17 protein-coding genes and 1 pseudogene are annotated in these 16114 nt (G+C 73.4%); 8 read left to right on the top strand and 10 right to left on the bottom strand.

The window, feature by feature from the left end; genetic code table 11:
* Positions 1-65 precede the first annotated feature (65 nt).
* From rpsB to ACLQ2X_RS18205, 5 genes are all read right to left on the bottom strand, one after another.
* Positions 66-1025: a 30S ribosomal protein S2 gene (gene rpsB / locus ACLQ2X_RS18225; RefSeq protein ID WP_425682230.1), complete on the bottom strand. Its 960-nt coding sequence runs from the start codon at positions 1023-1025 to the stop codon at positions 66-68.
* Between the two features lie 337 nt (positions 1026-1362).
* A complete protein-coding gene (locus ACLQ2X_RS18220) occupies positions 1363-2442 on the bottom strand; it encodes a hypothetical protein (RefSeq protein ID WP_425682229.1) in 1080 nt (359 codons plus the stop codon).
* A gap of 340 nt (positions 2443-2782) precedes the next feature.
* Positions 2783-3196, bottom strand: a complete 414-nt coding sequence (locus ACLQ2X_RS18215; protein WP_425682228.1) for a hypothetical protein — start codon at positions 3194-3196, stop codon at positions 2783-2785.
* A gap of 217 nt (positions 3197-3413) precedes the next feature.
* A complete protein-coding gene (locus ACLQ2X_RS18210; RefSeq protein ID WP_425682227.1) occupies positions 3414-3860 on the bottom strand; it encodes a hypothetical protein in 447 nt (148 codons plus the stop codon).
* A 128-nt stretch (positions 3861-3988) separates the two neighbouring features.
* Positions 3989-4780: a peptidoglycan DD-metalloendopeptidase family protein gene (locus tag ACLQ2X_RS18205; protein WP_425682226.1), complete on the bottom strand. Its 792-nt coding sequence runs from the start codon at positions 4778-4780 to the stop codon at positions 3989-3991.
* Between the two features lie 489 nt (positions 4781-5269).
* Here ACLQ2X_RS18205 and ACLQ2X_RS18200 point away from each other — a divergent pair, with 489 nt between their 5' ends.
* From ACLQ2X_RS18200 to ACLQ2X_RS18185, 4 genes are all read left to right on the top strand, one after another.
* The gene (locus tag ACLQ2X_RS18200; RefSeq protein WP_425682225.1) at positions 5270-5629 is read left to right on the top strand and encodes a YraN family protein; all 360 of its coding nucleotides are present in this window, start codon (positions 5270-5272) and stop codon (positions 5627-5629) included.
* A 1-nt stretch (position 5630) separates the two neighbouring features.
* Positions 5631-7151, top strand: a complete 1521-nt coding sequence (locus ACLQ2X_RS18195; RefSeq protein WP_425682224.1) for a YifB family Mg chelatase-like AAA ATPase — start codon at positions 5631-5633, stop codon at positions 7149-7151.
* Positions 7061-8326 carry a DNA-processing protein DprA gene (locus ACLQ2X_RS18190; RefSeq protein ID WP_425682371.1) on the top strand — a complete coding sequence of 422 codons (1266 nt, stop codon included), beginning with the start codon at positions 7061-7063 and terminating at the stop codon, positions 8324-8326. Before ACLQ2X_RS18195 ends, ACLQ2X_RS18190 begins: the two co-directional genes overlap by 91 nt.
* Before the next feature lie 249 nt (positions 8327-8575).
* Positions 8576-8965 carry a hypothetical protein gene (locus ACLQ2X_RS18185; protein WP_425682223.1) on the top strand — a complete coding sequence of 130 codons (390 nt, stop codon included), beginning with the start codon at positions 8576-8578 and terminating at the stop codon, positions 8963-8965.
* 40 nt (positions 8966-9005) lie between these two features.
* Here the strand turns inward: ACLQ2X_RS18185 and ACLQ2X_RS18180 are convergent, their stop codons facing one another.
* Positions 9006-9347, bottom strand: a complete 342-nt coding sequence (locus tag ACLQ2X_RS18180) for a hypothetical protein (RefSeq protein ID WP_425682222.1) — start codon at positions 9345-9347, stop codon at positions 9006-9008.
* Positions 9348-9759: 412 nt separating this feature from the next.
* Between ACLQ2X_RS18180 and ACLQ2X_RS18175 the strand changes: the two genes are divergently transcribed.
* Positions 9760-10716 carry a tyrosine recombinase XerC gene (locus tag ACLQ2X_RS18175; protein WP_425682370.1) on the top strand — a complete coding sequence of 319 codons (957 nt, stop codon included), beginning with the start codon at positions 9760-9762 and terminating at the stop codon, positions 10714-10716.
* 85 nt (positions 10717-10801) lie between these two features.
* Entirely contained in the window at positions 10802-11983 is a 1182-nt protein-coding gene (locus ACLQ2X_RS18170; protein WP_425682221.1) for an aminotransferase class V-fold PLP-dependent enzyme, read from the top strand.
* A 10-nt stretch (positions 11984-11993) separates the two neighbouring features.
* Here the strand turns inward: ACLQ2X_RS18170 and ACLQ2X_RS18165 are convergent.
* Positions 11994-12542 (bottom strand): annotated as a pseudogene (locus ACLQ2X_RS18165) (M23 family metallopeptidase); the annotation flags it as partial.
* 121 nt (positions 12543-12663) lie between these two features.
* Here ACLQ2X_RS18165 and ACLQ2X_RS18160 point away from each other — a divergent pair.
* Together ACLQ2X_RS18160 and ACLQ2X_RS18155 are read left to right on the top strand one after the other, a co-directional pair.
* The gene (locus tag ACLQ2X_RS18160) at positions 12664-13323 is read left to right on the top strand and encodes a class I SAM-dependent methyltransferase (RefSeq protein WP_425682220.1); all 660 of its coding nucleotides are present in this window, start codon (positions 12664-12666) and stop codon (positions 13321-13323) included.
* A complete protein-coding gene (locus tag ACLQ2X_RS18155; RefSeq protein ID WP_425682219.1) occupies positions 13320-14426 on the top strand; it encodes a sulfite oxidase in 1107 nt (368 codons plus the stop codon). The genes ACLQ2X_RS18160 and ACLQ2X_RS18155 overlap by 4 nt, the downstream gene beginning before the upstream one ends.
* An 18-nt stretch (positions 14427-14444) precedes the next feature.
* On the opposite strand, the gene ACLQ2X_RS18150 is transcribed toward ACLQ2X_RS18155, so the two are convergent.
* The 3 genes from ACLQ2X_RS18150 to ACLQ2X_RS18140 are packed head-to-tail and all read right to left on the bottom strand — an operon-like array spanning position 14445 to position 16086.
* Positions 14445-14768 carry a DUF2469 domain-containing protein gene (locus ACLQ2X_RS18150; RefSeq protein WP_011905215.1) on the bottom strand — a complete coding sequence of 108 codons (324 nt, stop codon included), beginning with the start codon at positions 14766-14768 and terminating at the stop codon, positions 14445-14447.
* Positions 14765-15625, bottom strand: coding sequence for a ribonuclease HII (locus ACLQ2X_RS18145; RefSeq protein ID WP_425682218.1), 861 nt, complete (start codon positions 15623-15625; stop codon positions 14765-14767). Before ACLQ2X_RS18145 ends, ACLQ2X_RS18150 begins: the two co-directional genes overlap by 4 nt.
* Positions 15619-16086 (bottom strand): NUDIX hydrolase, encoded by a 468-nt coding sequence (locus ACLQ2X_RS18140; protein WP_425682217.1) that lies wholly within the window; start codon positions 16084-16086, stop codon positions 15619-15621. Before ACLQ2X_RS18140 ends, ACLQ2X_RS18145 begins: the two co-directional genes overlap by 7 nt.
* Positions 16087-16114: the final 28 nt, after the last annotated feature.

The raw sequence follows: 16114 nt of genomic DNA, 5'->3' as shown, positions 1-16114 counted from the left end.
CTGCCCGGCGTACCCGTCGCGCCCCACCGACCGGGAAACCGGACGGTGGGGACGCGACGGCGAGATCACTCCGCGGCGGCAGTCGCCGGCTGCTCGGCCCCGGTGGCGGCGGCCGGCTGCTCGACCGGAGCGGTCGCCGGCTGCTCGGTGGCGGCCGGCTGCTCGGCAGCGGCGGCGGCCGGCTGCTCGGTGGTGGCGGTGGTGGCGGTGGGGGCGGTCGGCTGCTCGTCGGCCTTCTTCGGCTCCTCGAGCAGCTCCCGCTCCCACTCGGCCAGCGGCTCGTCGGCGCCGACCTGGCCGGCCTCCGGCTTGTCGTCGGCCCCCCGGTTACGGCCGGAGCGGGCGATCAGACCGTCGGCGACGGCGGCGGCGACGACCCGGGTCAGCAGCTCGGCCGAGCGAATGGCGTCGTCGTTGCCCGGGATCGGGAAGTCGACCTCGTCCGGGTCGCAGTTGGTGTCGAGGACGGCGATCACCGGGATGCCCAGCTTGCGGGCCTCGTCGACCGCGATGTGCTCCTTCTTGGTGTCCACGATCCAGACCGCGGCCGGGAGCTTCTGCATGTCCCGCAGACCACCGAGGGTCTTGGTCAGCTTGATCTTCTCGCGGGAGAGCTGGAGCGTCTCCTTCTTGGTGTAACCGGCGGCGGTGCCGCTCAGGTCACCCAGGGCCTCCAGCTCCTTCATCCGCTGCAGCCGCTTGTACACGGTCTGGAAGTTGGTCAGCATGCCACCGAGCCAGCGGTGGTTGACGTACGGCTGGCCGACCCGGGTCGCCTGCTCGGCGATGGCCTCCTGAGCCTGCTTCTTGGTGCCGACGAACAGGATGCTGCCGCCACCGGCGACGGTGGTGCGGATGAACTCGTACGCCTTCTCGATGTAGTCGAGCGTCTGGCGCAGGTCGATGATGTAGATGCCATTGCGCTCGGTGAAGATGAAGCGCTTCATCTTCGGGTTCCAGCGCCGGGTCTGGTGCCCGAAGTGCACACCGCTTTCCAGCAGCTGACGCATGGTCACGACGGCCATGGTGGGTACTCCTACTTTTGTCCCTGGTTGTCCATCCGGCCGGCGGCCGGACGCCTGGTGCCCGATCGCCGGCCAGGGTGGGCCCGGCATTCAGGACCGGGACCAGGGAGGCCGTCGCTCCACGGCAACGACCGTGGAGAGGGCACGCGAGGTCGACCGCGCGAGGCGGTCGCCAGTCGACAAGTGTACGCGCCTGCCCCGCCCCCCGGCCCCGGGGTGCGGGACACCCGCCTTTCGCGCTCCCGCGCTCGATCGACTCGATGACGGCGACGTGGCGGCATCAACCTTTCGGTGACACCGCCACGCCGGCGTACGGGATCAGTGGAGGCTCACCCGCTCAGCGGGCCGCGAGGGCGGCGGCGAGGAAGAGGACCAGCCCGACGGTCAGGTAGGCCGTCGGCGGGCGCAGCCAGCCCCGGCCGCCGTCGGCGAGCGCCAGGCCACCGGTACGCAGCCCGTACAGGCCGGTGCCGAAGATCGGCAGCCCGACCACCAGGAACATGCCCACCACGACGTGCGAGGTCGACACCGGGTCGCCGAACAGGCCGTGCAGCAACACCCGTACCGCGGGCACCTCCAGCACCAACACCATCAGCGCCAGCAGCACCGCGAGCGCCGGCCGCCGGGTCCGGTAGACACCGTCACCGGGCGGCGGACCCTCCGGTCGGGGCATGAGCGCCGGCATCGGGCCGGTCGGCATCTCCAGCGGGTTCGGGCCCACCGCCGGTCCCGGCGGACCGCCCGGACGCTCGCCGATCCGCAGCGGCGTCGCCTCGCCCGGGTTCAGCCGTCCCGCCGCCGACGGGTCGACCCCGCCCGCCGCCGGCGGCTCGGCCCCCCGGCCGGCATCGACGACCGGGTAGCCGCCGAGCGGACCCGGACGGGACTGGTCGACCGCGCCGAGGGCGAGGGCGTTACCGCCGCTGTGGGCCTCGCCGCCGTGGGCCGCGAGGCCGTACGGATCGCCGCCAGCACGGGACGTACCGGCCAGCGGGTCCGGTGCCGGGGCCCCGAGCGGGCCCGCCGGGGCGGCGCCGAGCGGGTTGCCGTGCGCGGCGGTGCCGAGCGCGTCGACACCGCTGCGGGACACCGCGCTCAGCGGGTCGTCGCCGTGCGCGCCCGCCGACTCACGCGCCGCCCGCCGGGCCGCCCGTCCGGGCAGCTCGCCGGAGACCTCCGGGTCGTCCGGACGCTGGGACCGCCAGCCGCTGGTGTCGTCCACCAGGGGGTCGGCGGCGGGGTACCGGCCCGGCTCGGCGTACCGGCTCTCACCGGCGCGTTGCTCCGGCGTGCGGTAGTCGTCGTCGCGGTAGCGGGACTCACCCGCTGCGCGCCAGTCCGACTCGTATCCGCGGTCGCCCCATCGCGACCCCTGTTCATCCTCGGGATAGCTCCGTCGTCCGTCCACGACCGGCACGGTATGCGACCGGCCCCAGCCGCGCCATCCGGGCCCGCCAGGGACGTTGCCCCAGCTCGGACGGACTTTGTCAGGTCATCAACCGATCACTTTCGGTGACGCCGACGGCTTCGGCCACCGGGGCCGTCCGTCGCGGGACCCGACGCAGACGAGCTCCGAGGGCACCCGCACGGCCGACTGTGCCGGTGCCCTGCCCGCCGCCCTCGGACGCAGAAACAGGGAAAGAGGTGCTGTCCGAGGCGGAATAGCCCCTCTTTCCCGGAAGCTGACGGGCAGAGCGCGGCGGGGGAACGTTTCGGTGTCCCGGTTCGCCGGAGGGCGAACCGGGACACCGACCCGGTCAGTAGTAGATCCGGGCGCGGATCGCTCGGTGAGAGGAGTAGTGCAGGTCAGCGTTATCGGTGCCGGTGTAGTAGTCGTCGGCCGCGTCAGCCTCGTTGAACGTGACGGTGTGCTCGTAGCCCATGTTGGCCGGGCCGGCCGGGCGCCGGGCGAAGAGGTAGTCGAACCGGTGGTCGCCGCCACTGTGCGTCCAGTGCTTGCTCAGCGTGCAGTCGAAGATGGTGCCCGGCTGCCCGGGCTCCTCACAGTCGTCGTACGCGGCGTCGCTGTAGCCGTGTCCGTCGGCTGCGGTGGAACGCATGGTGCCGTACCAGCCCCGCCACGAGCCACCGTCGCGGTCCTGCTGGTTGGTGTCGCCGCCGATGATGGAGAGCGCGGTGCCGGTGAACGCCTTCATCTTGTTGGCCGTCATCGCCGCGTTCTGCTTCGGACACGTGGCGGTGGTGTTGCCGGATCCGTGCCACGGCCAGTGGATGGAGCTGACCGCGATCTCCTTACCGGAGATCTGGTCGTAGAGGCGCTGCGCGACGTTGATCGAGCGGGACAGCTTCGCCAGGCCGGTGCAGTTGGTGGAATTCGGTTGGTAGGACTGCCAGATTGACTTGGCCCCGCGCAGATCGAACCGGCCCTCACGGTAGATGATGGCGTTGGTCTGGTAGCCCTTCTCGATGGTGCCCGCCGCCGTGCACGGGGGTCGCGTCGAAGACGGGGTTGGTCTCCGCCACCACGGCCTTGAACACCCCGGCGAGCTCGGTGTTCATCTTCTCCAACAGCTTGGGAAGCTCCCGCTGCGGATCGATCTGCTGGACCAGGAAGAGATCCGGGCTGAATTCCTGCCGCTTCATGTAGTAGACGAGGTCCTGCCAGTCACCTGGGCACTTCTCGCCCGACGTCAGCAGATTCTCCACGTTGTTGACGTAGACCTGGACGAAGTTGGTGTTGGTGTTGGTGTTGACCGACGATGCCGAGGCGGGGGCGGGGTTGACCACAGCACCGGTGACGACGGCCAGCAGCGTGACGGCTGCCGCCGACCACCGCCGCCGGGCACCTGCCCGGTGGATGTTGAGTGTCTTCAAGGTCTTCCTTTCGTGCATGCTGTCGGAAGGGCGGAACGTTATGAGTCCCCGTGTGGTGCGACGGGAATCGGGTGGCACGCGAATCGACGCTAATCAATCAGTTTATTAAGGGGTGGGATGGGGATGGCTCAGCAGCGGGGTACGCCGGGGATGAAGCCGTCGGAGCCGGTGTAGACGTAGGCGTCGGAGATGAACCGGCCGGCGCCGATGCGGTCCCAGATGGTGCTGGTGCCGTAGGTGCCGGTGACGCTGGTGCCTGTGGTCTGGCAGGAGATGGTGACTCGGGTGCCGTCGGTGACGGTGCCGACGGAGGTGTAGCCGGTGCCGGGTCCGGAGCGGACGGTCAGGGGTGCGCTGGCGGTGTTGACGGTGCCGGTGGCGGTGCCGGGCTCGGTGGGGGTGGAGCAGCCGTTGTCGCTGGTGTAGGTGCGGGTGCCCCAGTAGAGGGCGAGGGTGCCGTTGAAGCGGACCTTGATGTCGCTGCCGTTGAGGCGCTGTTCATAGTGCAGGTGCGCGCCGGAGGAGTTGCCGCTGGTGCCGACGTAGCCGATGACCTGCCCGTGCTGCACGCTCTGGCCGACGGAGACGTTGAAGCCGCTGAGGTGTGCGTAGTAGGTGGTGTAGCCGCCGCCGTGGTTGATCCGTACGTAGCGGCCGTAGCTGGTGTCACCCAGGTTCTTCACCACGTCGACCGTGCCGGGCGCACTCGCGACGACCGGGTCGCCGGCGTCGTCGGTGCGGTTGAAGTCGACCGCGTTCGCGGGGCTGTGGTTGGTGCGGGTCTGCCCGGACCAGGCCTGCCCACAGGGGAACGGCACCTTGAACGTGGGCGCGGCCAACGCTGGCGAGCTGGGAGCGGCGAGCCCACCGAATGTGGCAAGGAGCGTGGCGACGAGAATGCGCAGTGCACGTGCCCTCATGTGACTCCCTCCAACTCCGTGCGGGTCGGTCAACTGCGAGCTCAATTGACTGAATCGACGGGCGTCTTACAGGAGTCAATGCAGCTAGCGAAAGTGGGCGCGGAATGTGCTCATAATGTTCGCTTGAAAACGGCAGGCGACAGTTTTCTCCGCCACGAGACGCCGCGCCGCCGGAGCCGGTTCAGCTGATGTGGTGCACAGGGCCCCGGCAAAGTCCTCAGGTGATGCCGAGTAGGGCCAGGGGGCCGGGTGCTGTCGCGGGCGTGATGCCGGTTCGCTGCGGCGATGTTGGTGACGTCGGCGATGCGGAGTGCGCCGATCGCGGCGTTGCCGAGTGCGGCCATGACTCCACCCGGTGTCGTGGCTGGCGGTCAGCATCTCTACCACGCCGACCCGATGATCGCGACCTCGTCCACAATCGCCTGTCCATCCACAGGCAGCCACCTCTGCCCCGCCGCCCTGGGCCACCCCGGGCGCATCCTGGCCGGCATGACGAACCGGAACCGAGCCGTCGGGGCGTACGGCGAGCGGTGCGCGCTGCGGCACCTGATCGAGACCGGCCTGCGCCCGGTCGCCCGCAACTGGCGCTGTCGCGAGGGCGAGATCGACATCATCGCCTGGGAGGGCCCCGTCCTGGCCATCTGCGAGGTCAAGACCCGCCGTACCGAGGAGTTCGGCTCCCCGGCCGAGGCCGTCGTCCGGGCCAAGGCCCGCCGGCTGCGCGGCCTGGCCGCGCGCTGGCTCGCCGAGACCGGCACCACCGCGGACGAGATCCGCTTCGACGTCCTCTCCGTCCGGCTCCCGGTCACCGGCAGGGCCCGGGTCGAGCACCTCCGCGGCGCGTTCTGACATGGGATACGCGAAAGTGCTCAGCGTCGGCCTGGCCGGGGTCGCCGGGCACCTGGTCGAGGTCGAGGCCGACCTCGCCCCCGGACTGCCCGCCGTGGTCATTTCCGGGCTGCCGGACACCGCACTGCACGAGGCCCGCGACCGGGTCCGCGCCGCGATCGTCAACTCGGGTCAGAAGTGGCCGAACCGGCGCATCACCCTCAACCTGCTGCCCGCCACCCTGCCGAAGTACGGCTCGGCGTTCGACCTCGCCATCGCCGTCGCCGTCCTGGCCGGCTCCGGTGAGCTGCCACCGGTCGCGCTCGACGCCGTCGTCGTGCTCGGCGAACTCGGCCTCGACGGTGCCGTACGCCCGGTCCGGGGCACCCTGCCGATGGTCGCCGCCGCGGCCCGCGCCGGCCACACCCGGGTCGTCGTGCCGGCCGGCAACGCCGCCGAGGCGGCCGTCATCCCCGGCATCCGGGTGCACGCGGTCGACACCCTGCACCGGCTCGTCGCCCACATCCGCGACGGCACCCCACTGCTCACCCCGCCCGCCCAGGTCCCGGCCGACGGCCCGGCCGGGCCCGACCTCGCCGACGTGGCCGGCCAGCCACTGGGCCGCCGCGCCGTGGAGATCGCCGCCGCCGGCGGTCACCACCTCGCGCTGCTCGGCCCGCCCGGAGCCGGCAAGACGATGCTGGCCGAGCGACTGCCGTCGGTGCTGCCCGAACTGGACGACGAAGCCGCCCTGGAGGTGACCGCGCTGCACTCGATCGCCGGCCTGCTGCCGCCCGGTGGCGGGCTGCTGCGCCGCCCCCCGTTCCAGTCGCCGCACCACACCGCCACCGTGCCGGCCCTCGTCGGAGGCGGCTCCGGCCTGGCCCGGCCGGGCGCGGTGTCCCTGGCCCACCGTGGGGTGTTGTTCCTGGACGAGGCACCCGAGTTCAGCAAGGGCGCCCTGGAGGCGTTGCGGCAGCCGCTGGAGAGCGGCCGGGTCCGGCTGGCGCGCTCCCGGGGCGCCACCGAATACCCGGCCCGCACCCAACTGGTGCTGGCCGCCAACCCCTGCCCCTGCGCGAAGCCGTCCGGTGACGTCGACTGCGAGTGCACACCGCTGGCCCGGCGGCGTTACCTCGGGCGGTTGTCGGGGCCGCTGCTCGACCGGGTGGACGTGCAGGTCGGGCTGACGGCGCTACGCGCTGCGGAACTGCTGCGCACCGACGCCGGGCACGAGTCCTCGGCCACGGTGGCCGCCCGGGTCGTCGCCGCGCGGCAGGCGGCCGCCGGGCGCTGGGCGGCCACCGGGCACCGGGTGAACGCCGACGTGCCCGGCCCCTACCTGCGCCGGCCGCCGTGGCACCTGCCGGCGGCCGTCACCCGGGATCTGCGCCACCGGCTCGACGCCGGTTCGCTGTCGGCGCGCGGCTACGACCGGGTACTCCGGCTCGCCTGGACCATCGCCGACCTGGACGGGCGGGATCGGCCGGGCCACGGCGACGTGGCGGAGGCCATTCAGCTCAGGACGGGAGAGGTCGCGTGAGCGCCGACGACCAGCGGTTGGCCCGGGTCGCGCTCACCTGGCTCACCGAACCCGGCAACCGGTCGACGCACGCCCTGGTCGCTCGATTCGGTCCGGTGGCCGCGCTCGACCTGCTGCTGTCCGGGAACGCTCCGGAAAGGGCGCTCCGGTCGGCCGTCGCGGCCCGCACCGCGGCCGGTGATCCCCGCGCGGTCGCGGCCGAGGCACTGACCCGGGGCGAGCGGCTCGGTGCCCGCCTGGTCACACCGGAGGACGACGAATGGCCGACGCGGGTCGGCGACCTGGAGCGGCTGGAGTTGCCCGGCGCGAGCCGCCGGGTCGACATGGAGACCGACCCGCCGCTGTGCTTCTGGGTACGCGGGGCGTGGCCCCTGGGCGAGACGCTGGCGCGCTCGGTGGCCGTGGTCGGCGCCCGGGCGGCCACCCCCTACGGCACGCACGTCGCCACCGAACTGGGCTACGGCCTGGCCGACCGGGAGTGGACCGTCGTGTCCGGCGGGGCGTTCGGCATCGACTCCGCCGCACATCGCGGGGCCCTGACCGCGGGCGGGCGCACCGTGGCCGTGCTCGCCTGCGGGGTGGACCGCCCCTACCCGATGGGCAACGCCGCCCTGTTCGACCGGATCACCGAGACCGGCCTGCTGGTGAGCGAGTGGATGCCGGGCGCGGAACCGCTGCGGCCACGGTTCCTCATCCGCAACCGGGTGATCGCGGCGGCGACAGGTGGCACGGTGCTGGTCGAGGCGGCCTCGCGCAGCGGCGCCACCCAGACGCTGAACCGGGCGCTCGGCCTGCACCGGCCGGCGATGGTGGTGCCCGGGCCGGTGACCTCCGCGATGTCGGTAGGCGGGCACGAGGTGCTGCGCGAGCGGCCGGAGGCCCGGCTGGTCGCCAACGTCGCGCACGTGCTGGAGGAGGTGGGGCGGATCGGATACGACCTGGCTCCGCTCGCCCGCGCGCCCGAGCGTCCCCGGGACCGGCTCGACGAGGAGGCTACCCAGGTGTTGGAGGCGTTGCCCCGCCGCCGCGCGCTCGACCTGGAGAGCGTCGCGGCCCGCGCCGGGGTGGACCTGCGCACCACCATGCGCAAACTGTCCATGCTGGAGGCGCTGGCGATGGTGGTGCGGCGGGACGGCGGTTACGCGCTCGCACCACCGCCGGCCGGTCCACCGTGACCCGAGCCGCCGTGCCACGGGGCAGTGGGGCCAACGCCGCTCTCCTAGGATTGTCCTTCCCGTGCGGCGCAGGCCGTTGCGGGATCGTTTGTGCCGGGCCGAGTTCCGGACGTGCCACGGGGGAGAAAGCTTGATCGAGACGGCAGACCGGCGGACATCTCCACCATCACTCACCCGGCAGCGGGCCGACACCGAGGCGCTGCGCGCGGTGCCGGGCGAGCCCGGGCCGCACCGGCGTGGAGGTGGCCGATGACCGCACCGCAGAAGGCCTCGCGCCGCGACCCCGCAGCAGGGCCGCCCGGCACCGGCCGCCGCAGCCTCGGCGGGATGACGGTGGCCGTCAGCCTCTTCGTGCTGTTCTTTGCGTTCCTGTCCCACAGCCGCGCCGGTGACTACGACCCGAACGGTCCGACGATGTGCGGCGACAAGGTGATGACTCCCCGGTACCACTGCATGTTCGGCGCCGGCGACGGCTCCTACGAGGCGCAGAAGGCGGAGGCGCGGAAGAAATACGAGCAGAACCGCAAGATCCGGGACATCGGCTTCGTCGCCGGTCCTGCCCTGTTCACGGTGGGTGTCCTGCTGATCGTGTGGGGAAAACGCCGCATCCGGGCCGCTCGGTCGACCGCCGAGGGCTGAGCCGACCGACGCCGCAGCGGGAAGCCCGCGCGCCATGGTGTCAGTCGCCCTCGAACCGGATCTCGACGTCGCGGCGCTCCCCGCACCGGCGGGCCAGCCGGGCCAACCGGCGGATGTGGTCCACCTCGGCCGGGGCCCGGGCCATTTCGGCCAGACACGGCAGCTCGGCGACCAGCTGAGCCACCCGGTCGGCGTGCACGGTCAGCTCGCCGACCGGGTCGACGCGGTCCAGCAGCGGGGTCCGACCACTGCCGCGGACCCGCTTGAGCAGGTCCAGCAGCACGTCCTGCGGGTCGGCGACGACCTCGATCGAGACGTACACCGGCCGGCGACGGTCGCTGCCCGCCCGCACCTGCCGGTAGAGGACGGCATCCACTCCCACTCCCGATCCCCTCCTCGTGCCGGCGTCACCGTCGCGGGGACGCTCCCTGTGTTGCGGCCGGGCCGGTGACCGGTTGGGGCCGCGACCGGGCCGCCACCGCCGGCTTGTCGCACCGAACCTCGCCGCGGCATGAGTTTCCCCTGTCCAGAGCCGCCTCGGCCAGCCTCCCCGGCGCGCCGTCGCGTACCGCACACCTGGAGGGCGCGTCGCAGTGGCGGAGCGCACACGTCACCGGCGGCGGGCGGGCCCGACGCCGGTACCGCAGCGACGCGGCCGAAGCGTTCCGGCCGTAGGCTGGAGCGGTGATCGGTGTCCGCCTCCGCAGGTGCGAGCGCGTGCGCCAGGACGGGGCGCGGCGGTGAGCGGGCGGCGGCGCGCCACCCGGGCCGCGCACGAGGAACTGCCGGCGTCGATGCGGGACGCGGTGGACGACTTCGCCGACCACCTGGCCCGGGTACGCAACCGGTCCGCCCACACCGTCCGGGCATACGTGACGGACGTCGTCTCGCTGCTCGACCACGCGGTGCGGATGGGCTGCGCCGACCTGCCGGAACTGGATCTGGCCGTGCTGCGGAGCTGGCTGGCCAAGCAGCGGACGACGGGCGCGGCCCGGACCACGATGGCCCGGCGGGCCGCCGCCGCCCGCACGTTCAGCACCTGGGCGCACCGGACCGGCCGGATAGCCGAAGACGTGGCCGCGCCCCTGGCCAGCCCCCGGGCCCGGCGGGAGCTGCCCACGGTGCTGCGGGCCGACCAGGCCGCCGCCCTGATGGACGCCCCGGGTGCGCGGCCGGCCGGGGACCACCGGCCGACGAACGCCGGGACGCCCGCCGAGCCGGACCCGGCCGGCGACGGCCCGCCCGACCCGGTGGTGTCGCGCGACCGGCTGCTGCTGGAACTGCTCTACGGCACCGGGATACGGATCAGCGAGGCGTGCGGGTTGGACGTCAGCGACGTCGACCAGGCCCGCCGGGTGGTCCGGGTGCTGGGCAAGGGCGGCCGGGAACGGTCGGTGCCGTACGGGATGCCCGCGCAGCGGGCGCTGGACGGGTGGCTGGCTTCCGGCCGACCCGCGCTGCTGACGCCCGGCTCGGGTCGGGCGCTGCTGCTCGGCGCGCGGGGCGGGCGGCTCAACCCGACCACCGCGCGGCGGATCGTGGCCGGCTGGTCGGGAGTTGCCGGCGTGCCCCGGGTGACACCGCACGGGCTGCGTCACTCGGCGGCCACGCACCTGCTGGAGGGCGGCGCGGACCTGCGGGCCGTGCAGGAGCTGCTGGGGCACTCGTCGCTGGCCAGCACGCAGATCTACACACACGTCTCGGTGGAGCGGCTACGCGCGGCGTACCGGCAGGCCCATCCGCGCGCCTGAAACCGCCGATCGACCCGTCCGGTGCCCGGGGCGGCCCCGGGGCGAATCCCCCGGGTGATGATCCATCCCGGGCTAGGATCGACCGATGACGGTGCCGCGGCCACCCGAGCCGATACCCGGGGCTCGGCTGCTCTTCTCCCTCGACCCGTCCGTCAGTCACCTCAACCACGGCGCGTTCGGCGCCGTCCCCATCGCCGTGCAGCGCGCCCAGCAGCGCCTGCGCGACGAGATGGAGGCCAATCCGCCCCGGTTCTTCACCCGGGGTCTGGTGGAACGGATCGCCCACACCCGGCGGCACCTGGCCGGGTTTCTTGGCGCCGACCCGGACGGCACCACCCTGGTCGGCAACGCCACCACCGGGGCGGCCGTGGTGTTGCAGTCCCTCGGTCTGAAGCCCGGCGACGAGATCCTGACCACCGACCACGGGTACGGGGCGATCGCCCTGGCGGTGGCGCGGGAGTGCGGTCGGACCGGGGCGGTGGCCCGCACCGTGTCGGTGCCGCTGGCCGCCTCCGACGAGGAGGTGGTCGAGATCGTCCGCAGCGGGCTGCGTCCCGGCCGGACCCGGCTGCTGATCGTCGACCAGCTCACCTCGCCGACCGCCCGGCTCTTCCCGACGGCGGCGTTGACCGCGGTGGCCCGGGAACAGGGCGTGCCGGTGCTCGTCGACGCCGCGCACGCGCCCGGCATGCTGCCGGCGACTGTCGCGTCGGTCGGCGCCGACTTCTGGGTGGGCAACCTGCACAAGTGGGCGTACGCGCCGCGGGGCACCGCCGCGCTGGCGGTGACGCCGCCGTGGCGGGAGCGGATCCAACCGCTTGTCGTGTCGTGGGAGCAGGACAGCGGGTTCCCGGCCCGGGTGGAGTGGCAGGCGACGCTCGACCACACCGCCTGGCTGGCCGCTCCGGTGGGGCTGTTCACGATGCGCAGCCTCGGCGTGGACCGGGTACGCGCGCACAACGCGGCACTGGCCGCGTACGGGCAACGGGCGGTCGGGGACGCCCTCGGCGTGGCGCCCGAGCGGTTGCCGGAGCCCGGCGGACCGGCGGTCGCCATGCGACTGGTGCCGCTGCCGCCGGGTGTCGCGACGACCCTGGCGGCGGCCACCGAGCTACGCGCCCGGATCGCCGACGAGCTCCTCACCGAGGTGTCCGTCCCCTCCTGGAACGGGCGCGGCTACCTGCGGGTGAGCGCACAGGTCTACAACACCGCCGAGGAGTACGAGCGGTTGGCCGTCCGGCTGCCCACGCTGCTCGCCCGACGTTGACATGCGTGCCACGCCGGGCCGGGTGCAGGGGAAGCAACCGGACCCGGCCGAGCCCCAGCAGGGCGAGGGGGTCGAGGTAGTCCTCGCCGCGCCGCAACCCCCAGTGCAGGCACGCTGCGGCGGCGCAGCCGGGATGCCCGGCGAGCAGGTCACCGACGGGCGTGCCGGCGTCCACCCGGGTGCCGGCGGTGAGCCGGGAACGGACCGGTTCGTAGGTGGTGCGGAGCCCGTCGCGGTGCCCGACGGTGAGCACCGGCCGCCCGGCGACCGGGCCGGCGAACAGCACGGTGCCGGCGCCGGCCGCGTACACCTCGACGCCCGGGTCGGCGACGAGGTCGACGCCCCGGTGCCCGGGACGCCACGGCTGCGGCGGTGGGTCGAATCGGCGGCCCACGCGGGGCAGGCCGGGCAGTGGCCACCGGAACGACGCACCGGAACCGGCAGGCGGCGGCCCACCGTTGTGCGTCACGGGAGCGCGCGGGGGCGGGGCGGAACCGGCCGGCAGGCCGGCTACGAGAAGCACGACCACCAGCGCGGCTCGACCGGTCGGTGTCCACATGGTGTGCACTGTGCCCGTCGCGCCCGACGGCCCGCCACCACCGGTGTGGACAACCCCGGCTTGTGGACGGCCACCGAATTCGGGACGGATCTGCTACCGCCGAGCGGCCTATGCTGGCGTCGTGACGAAGGACTGGTACGCCTGGCACCTGGACTACGACCAGCCCGAATCGGCACTGGCCCGCCGGCTCGCGGAGGTGCGGCGTCGCGTCGTCGAGGCGCTGGACGCGGCGCCGCCCGGTCCGCTGCGCGTGCTGAGCCTCTGCGCCGGGCAGGGCCGCGACCTGATTCCCGTGCTGGCCACCCACCGCCGGGGCGGCGACGTGACCGCCCGGCTGGTCGAGCTGGACCCCCGCAACACCGAGCTGGCCCGGGCGGCCGTCGTCGAGGCCGGGCTGACCGGGGTGGAGGTGGTGACCGGGGACGCGTCGCTGACCGACCGGTACGCCGATCTGGCCCCGGCGCACCTCGTGCTGGCCTGCGGCATCTTCGGCAACGTCAACGACGACGACATCCGGACGACGGTGCGGCACTGCGCCTCGCTCTGCGCCACCGGCGGCACGGTGCTGTGGACGCGGCACCGGCGCGAGCCGGACCTGGTGCCCGTCATCTGCGAGTGGTTCGCGCAGGAGGGCTTCACGCCGGTCGCGGTGGGCAGCCCGGCCGACGGCGTGGGGGTGGGCGCGCACCGGTTCACGGGCACGCCCCGCCCGCTGGCGGCGGGGGCGCGGATGTTCGAGTTCGTGGGCTACGACGTGTTGGAGCGGACGGAGCAACCATGACCACTGTGGGCGACGCGAGCGGGCCCTCCCGGGTGGCCGGCCCGGACGAGGCGATAAGCGTCGAGGAACTCCAGTTGGCGGCGCGCAACCACGGCATCCCGCTGGAGGCGTTGCGCTACGACGTGACCCCGGCGGGCCTGCACTACCTGCTCATCCACTACGACATCCCGGACGTCGACCCGGCCGCCCACGCGCTGACCGTCTCCGGCGCGGTCCGGCGTCCACTGCGGTTGGACCTGGCGGCGCTGCGCGACCGGCCGCGGGTCACCCACCGGGTCACCCTGGAGTGCGCGGGCAACGGCCGGGCGTTGCTGCGGCCCCGCCCGGTCAGTCAGCCCTGGCTGGTGGAGGCGGTGGGCAACGCCGAGTGGACGGGTACGCCGCTGGCGCCGTTGCTGCGCGAGGCCGGCCTGGACGACGACGCGGTGGACGTGGTCTTCACCGGCGCGGACCACGGGGTGGAGCGTGGCGTCGAGCAGGACTACCAGCGGGCCCTGCCGGTGGCCGACGCGCTGCGCGAGGAGGTGCTGCTGGCCTACGAGATGAACGGCGCTCCGCTGCTGCCGCAGCACGGTGCGCCGCTGCGGCTGATCGTGCCCGGCTGGTACGGCATGGCGCACGTCAAGTGGCTGCGCGACATCCGGGTGACGACGGAGCCGTTCGCGGGCTACCAGAACGCGGTCGCCTACCGGCTGCGCCGCGACGCCGACGACCCGGGGTTGCCGGTGACCCGGATCGAACCGCGTGCGTTGGTGCGTCCGCCGGGGTTCCCGGACTTCATGTCCCGCACCCGGATCGTGCGGCCGGGCCCGTGCGTGGTGGACGGTCGGGCGTGGTCCGGGCACGGGCCGGTGACGTCCGTCGAGGTGACCGTGGACGGTGGCGACACGTGGCTGCCGGCGACCCTCGACGGGCCGGCCGGGGGTGAGTGGGCGTGGCGCCGCTGGTCGGTGGCCTGGACGGCGACGCCGGGGCGGTACGTGCTGGGCGCGCGGGCCACCGACGCCTCGGGGCGTACGCAGCCGGTCGAGCAGCCGTGGAACCGGGGCGGGTTCGCGAACAACCTGGTGCAGCGGGTCGAGGTGGTCGTGCCGGCGGAGTGATCCGCCGGCCGCCGGTGCTCAGCTCCCGAAACCGGAATCCGCAGGAAGCGAGATGTCGGGCTTTTCGAGCTCTTCGACATTGACGTCCTTGAACGTCATTACTCGGACGTTCTTGACGAAACGGGCAGGTCGGTACATGTCCCACACCCAGGCGTCGTGCATCTCGACCTCGAAGTAGACCTCGCCGTCGGAGTTGCGCACGTGCAGGTCGACCTGGTTGGCCAGGTAGAACCGGCGCTCGGTCTCCACCACGTAGGAGAACTGGCGGACAATGTCGCGGTACTCCCGGTAGAGCTGCAGCTCCATCTCGGTTTCGTACTTCTCGAGATCTTCCGCGCTCATCGCACTCCGCCTTCCATGACCACATCTTCCCCCACCGACACCGGAGGTCGCGGCTGCTCGCCCAACGCCACGCCGACGGTACCCCCTGGCGCGCCGGGGCGCTCAATCGGCTCATCCGAGCGCTCGCTGAAGGCCCTCGGAGCCAGCCCGGGCAGCGTGGCGTCGGGCGTTGTAGCGGCCGGACGGCGGGCCCGGGGAGGCCGTCCGTCCCGACCGGAGACGGCGGCCACGTTCACGTACGAGAAGCGGTGTTCCCGGCACGGCCCGAGCGCACGCAACGCGGCGCTGTGCTCGCTGGTGACGTAACCCTTGTGCTCGGCGAAGCCGTAGCCGGGGAACCGCCCGTCCAGTTCCACCATGATCCGATCCCGGGTGACCTTGGCCAGCACGCTCGCCGCCGCCACGCAGGCGGCCACCCGGTCACCCTTCCAGACCGCCAGCCCCGGCACGTCCAGGCCGTCGACGCCGAAACCGTCGGTGAGCACGTACTCCGGGCGGGTGCGCAGCGAGGCGAGCGCCCGGCGCATCGCGGCGAGGTTGCACACGTGCAGCCCGCGCGCGTCGACCTCCTCGGCCGGGATGACCACCACCGCGTAGGCCAGTGCCCGCGCCACCACCTCGTCGTAGACCCGTTCGCGGGCCGCCGGGGTGAGCAGCTTCGAGTCGGCCAGTTCGTCGATCTCACCGCGCCGACCCTCCGGCAGCACCGCGGCGGCGGCCACCAGCGGCCCGGCGCACGCACCGCGGCCGGCCTCGTCCGCACCCGCCACGTGCCGGAAACCCCGGCGTTGCAGAGCCCGCTCCAGCGCGTAGAGACCTCCGTCGCGGCGCACCACCGTGCGCGGCGGGGTCAACATCCGCCGCTCCCGCGCAGCACCGAGCCGAGCCGGCCGGGCAGGTCCGGCGGGTAGTAGCGCTCGGCGGACGCGGCCAGGTCGGCGACTGCCCACCAGCGGTGCCCGTGCACGTTGGCCCGTTCGATCTCGTTGAACCCGGCGGTGTCGACCTCCCAGTCGGGCACCCGGACCAGGAAGAACTCCTGCTCCTGCCGGTACCAGACCCCGTCGAACGGGAACTCGACGGTCTCGGCCCAGATCGGCGCGCCCAACTCGGCCGGGGCCAGCCGCAGGCCGGTCTCCTCGGCCAGCTCACGCGCCGCCCCGGCGGCCGGGGACTCCCCCGGGTCGAGCCCGCCACCGGGGGTGAACCAGTAGCGGTGACCAGGCCGGGCGGGGTCGCTGCCGGCGAAGAGCAGCACCCGGTCGGACGCGTCGAGCAGCAGCACCCGGGCCGCGCGACGAGGGGTGTAGACGGTCACCGCACCAGCCTGCCAGACGCCGGCGACG

It is taken from the genome of Micromonospora sp. DT31 (genome assembly GCF_049841795.1).
Classification (GTDB): domain Bacteria; phylum Actinomycetota; class Actinomycetes; order Mycobacteriales; family Micromonosporaceae; genus Micromonospora.
This window is presented reverse-complemented; position numbering and strand designations above follow the sequence as displayed.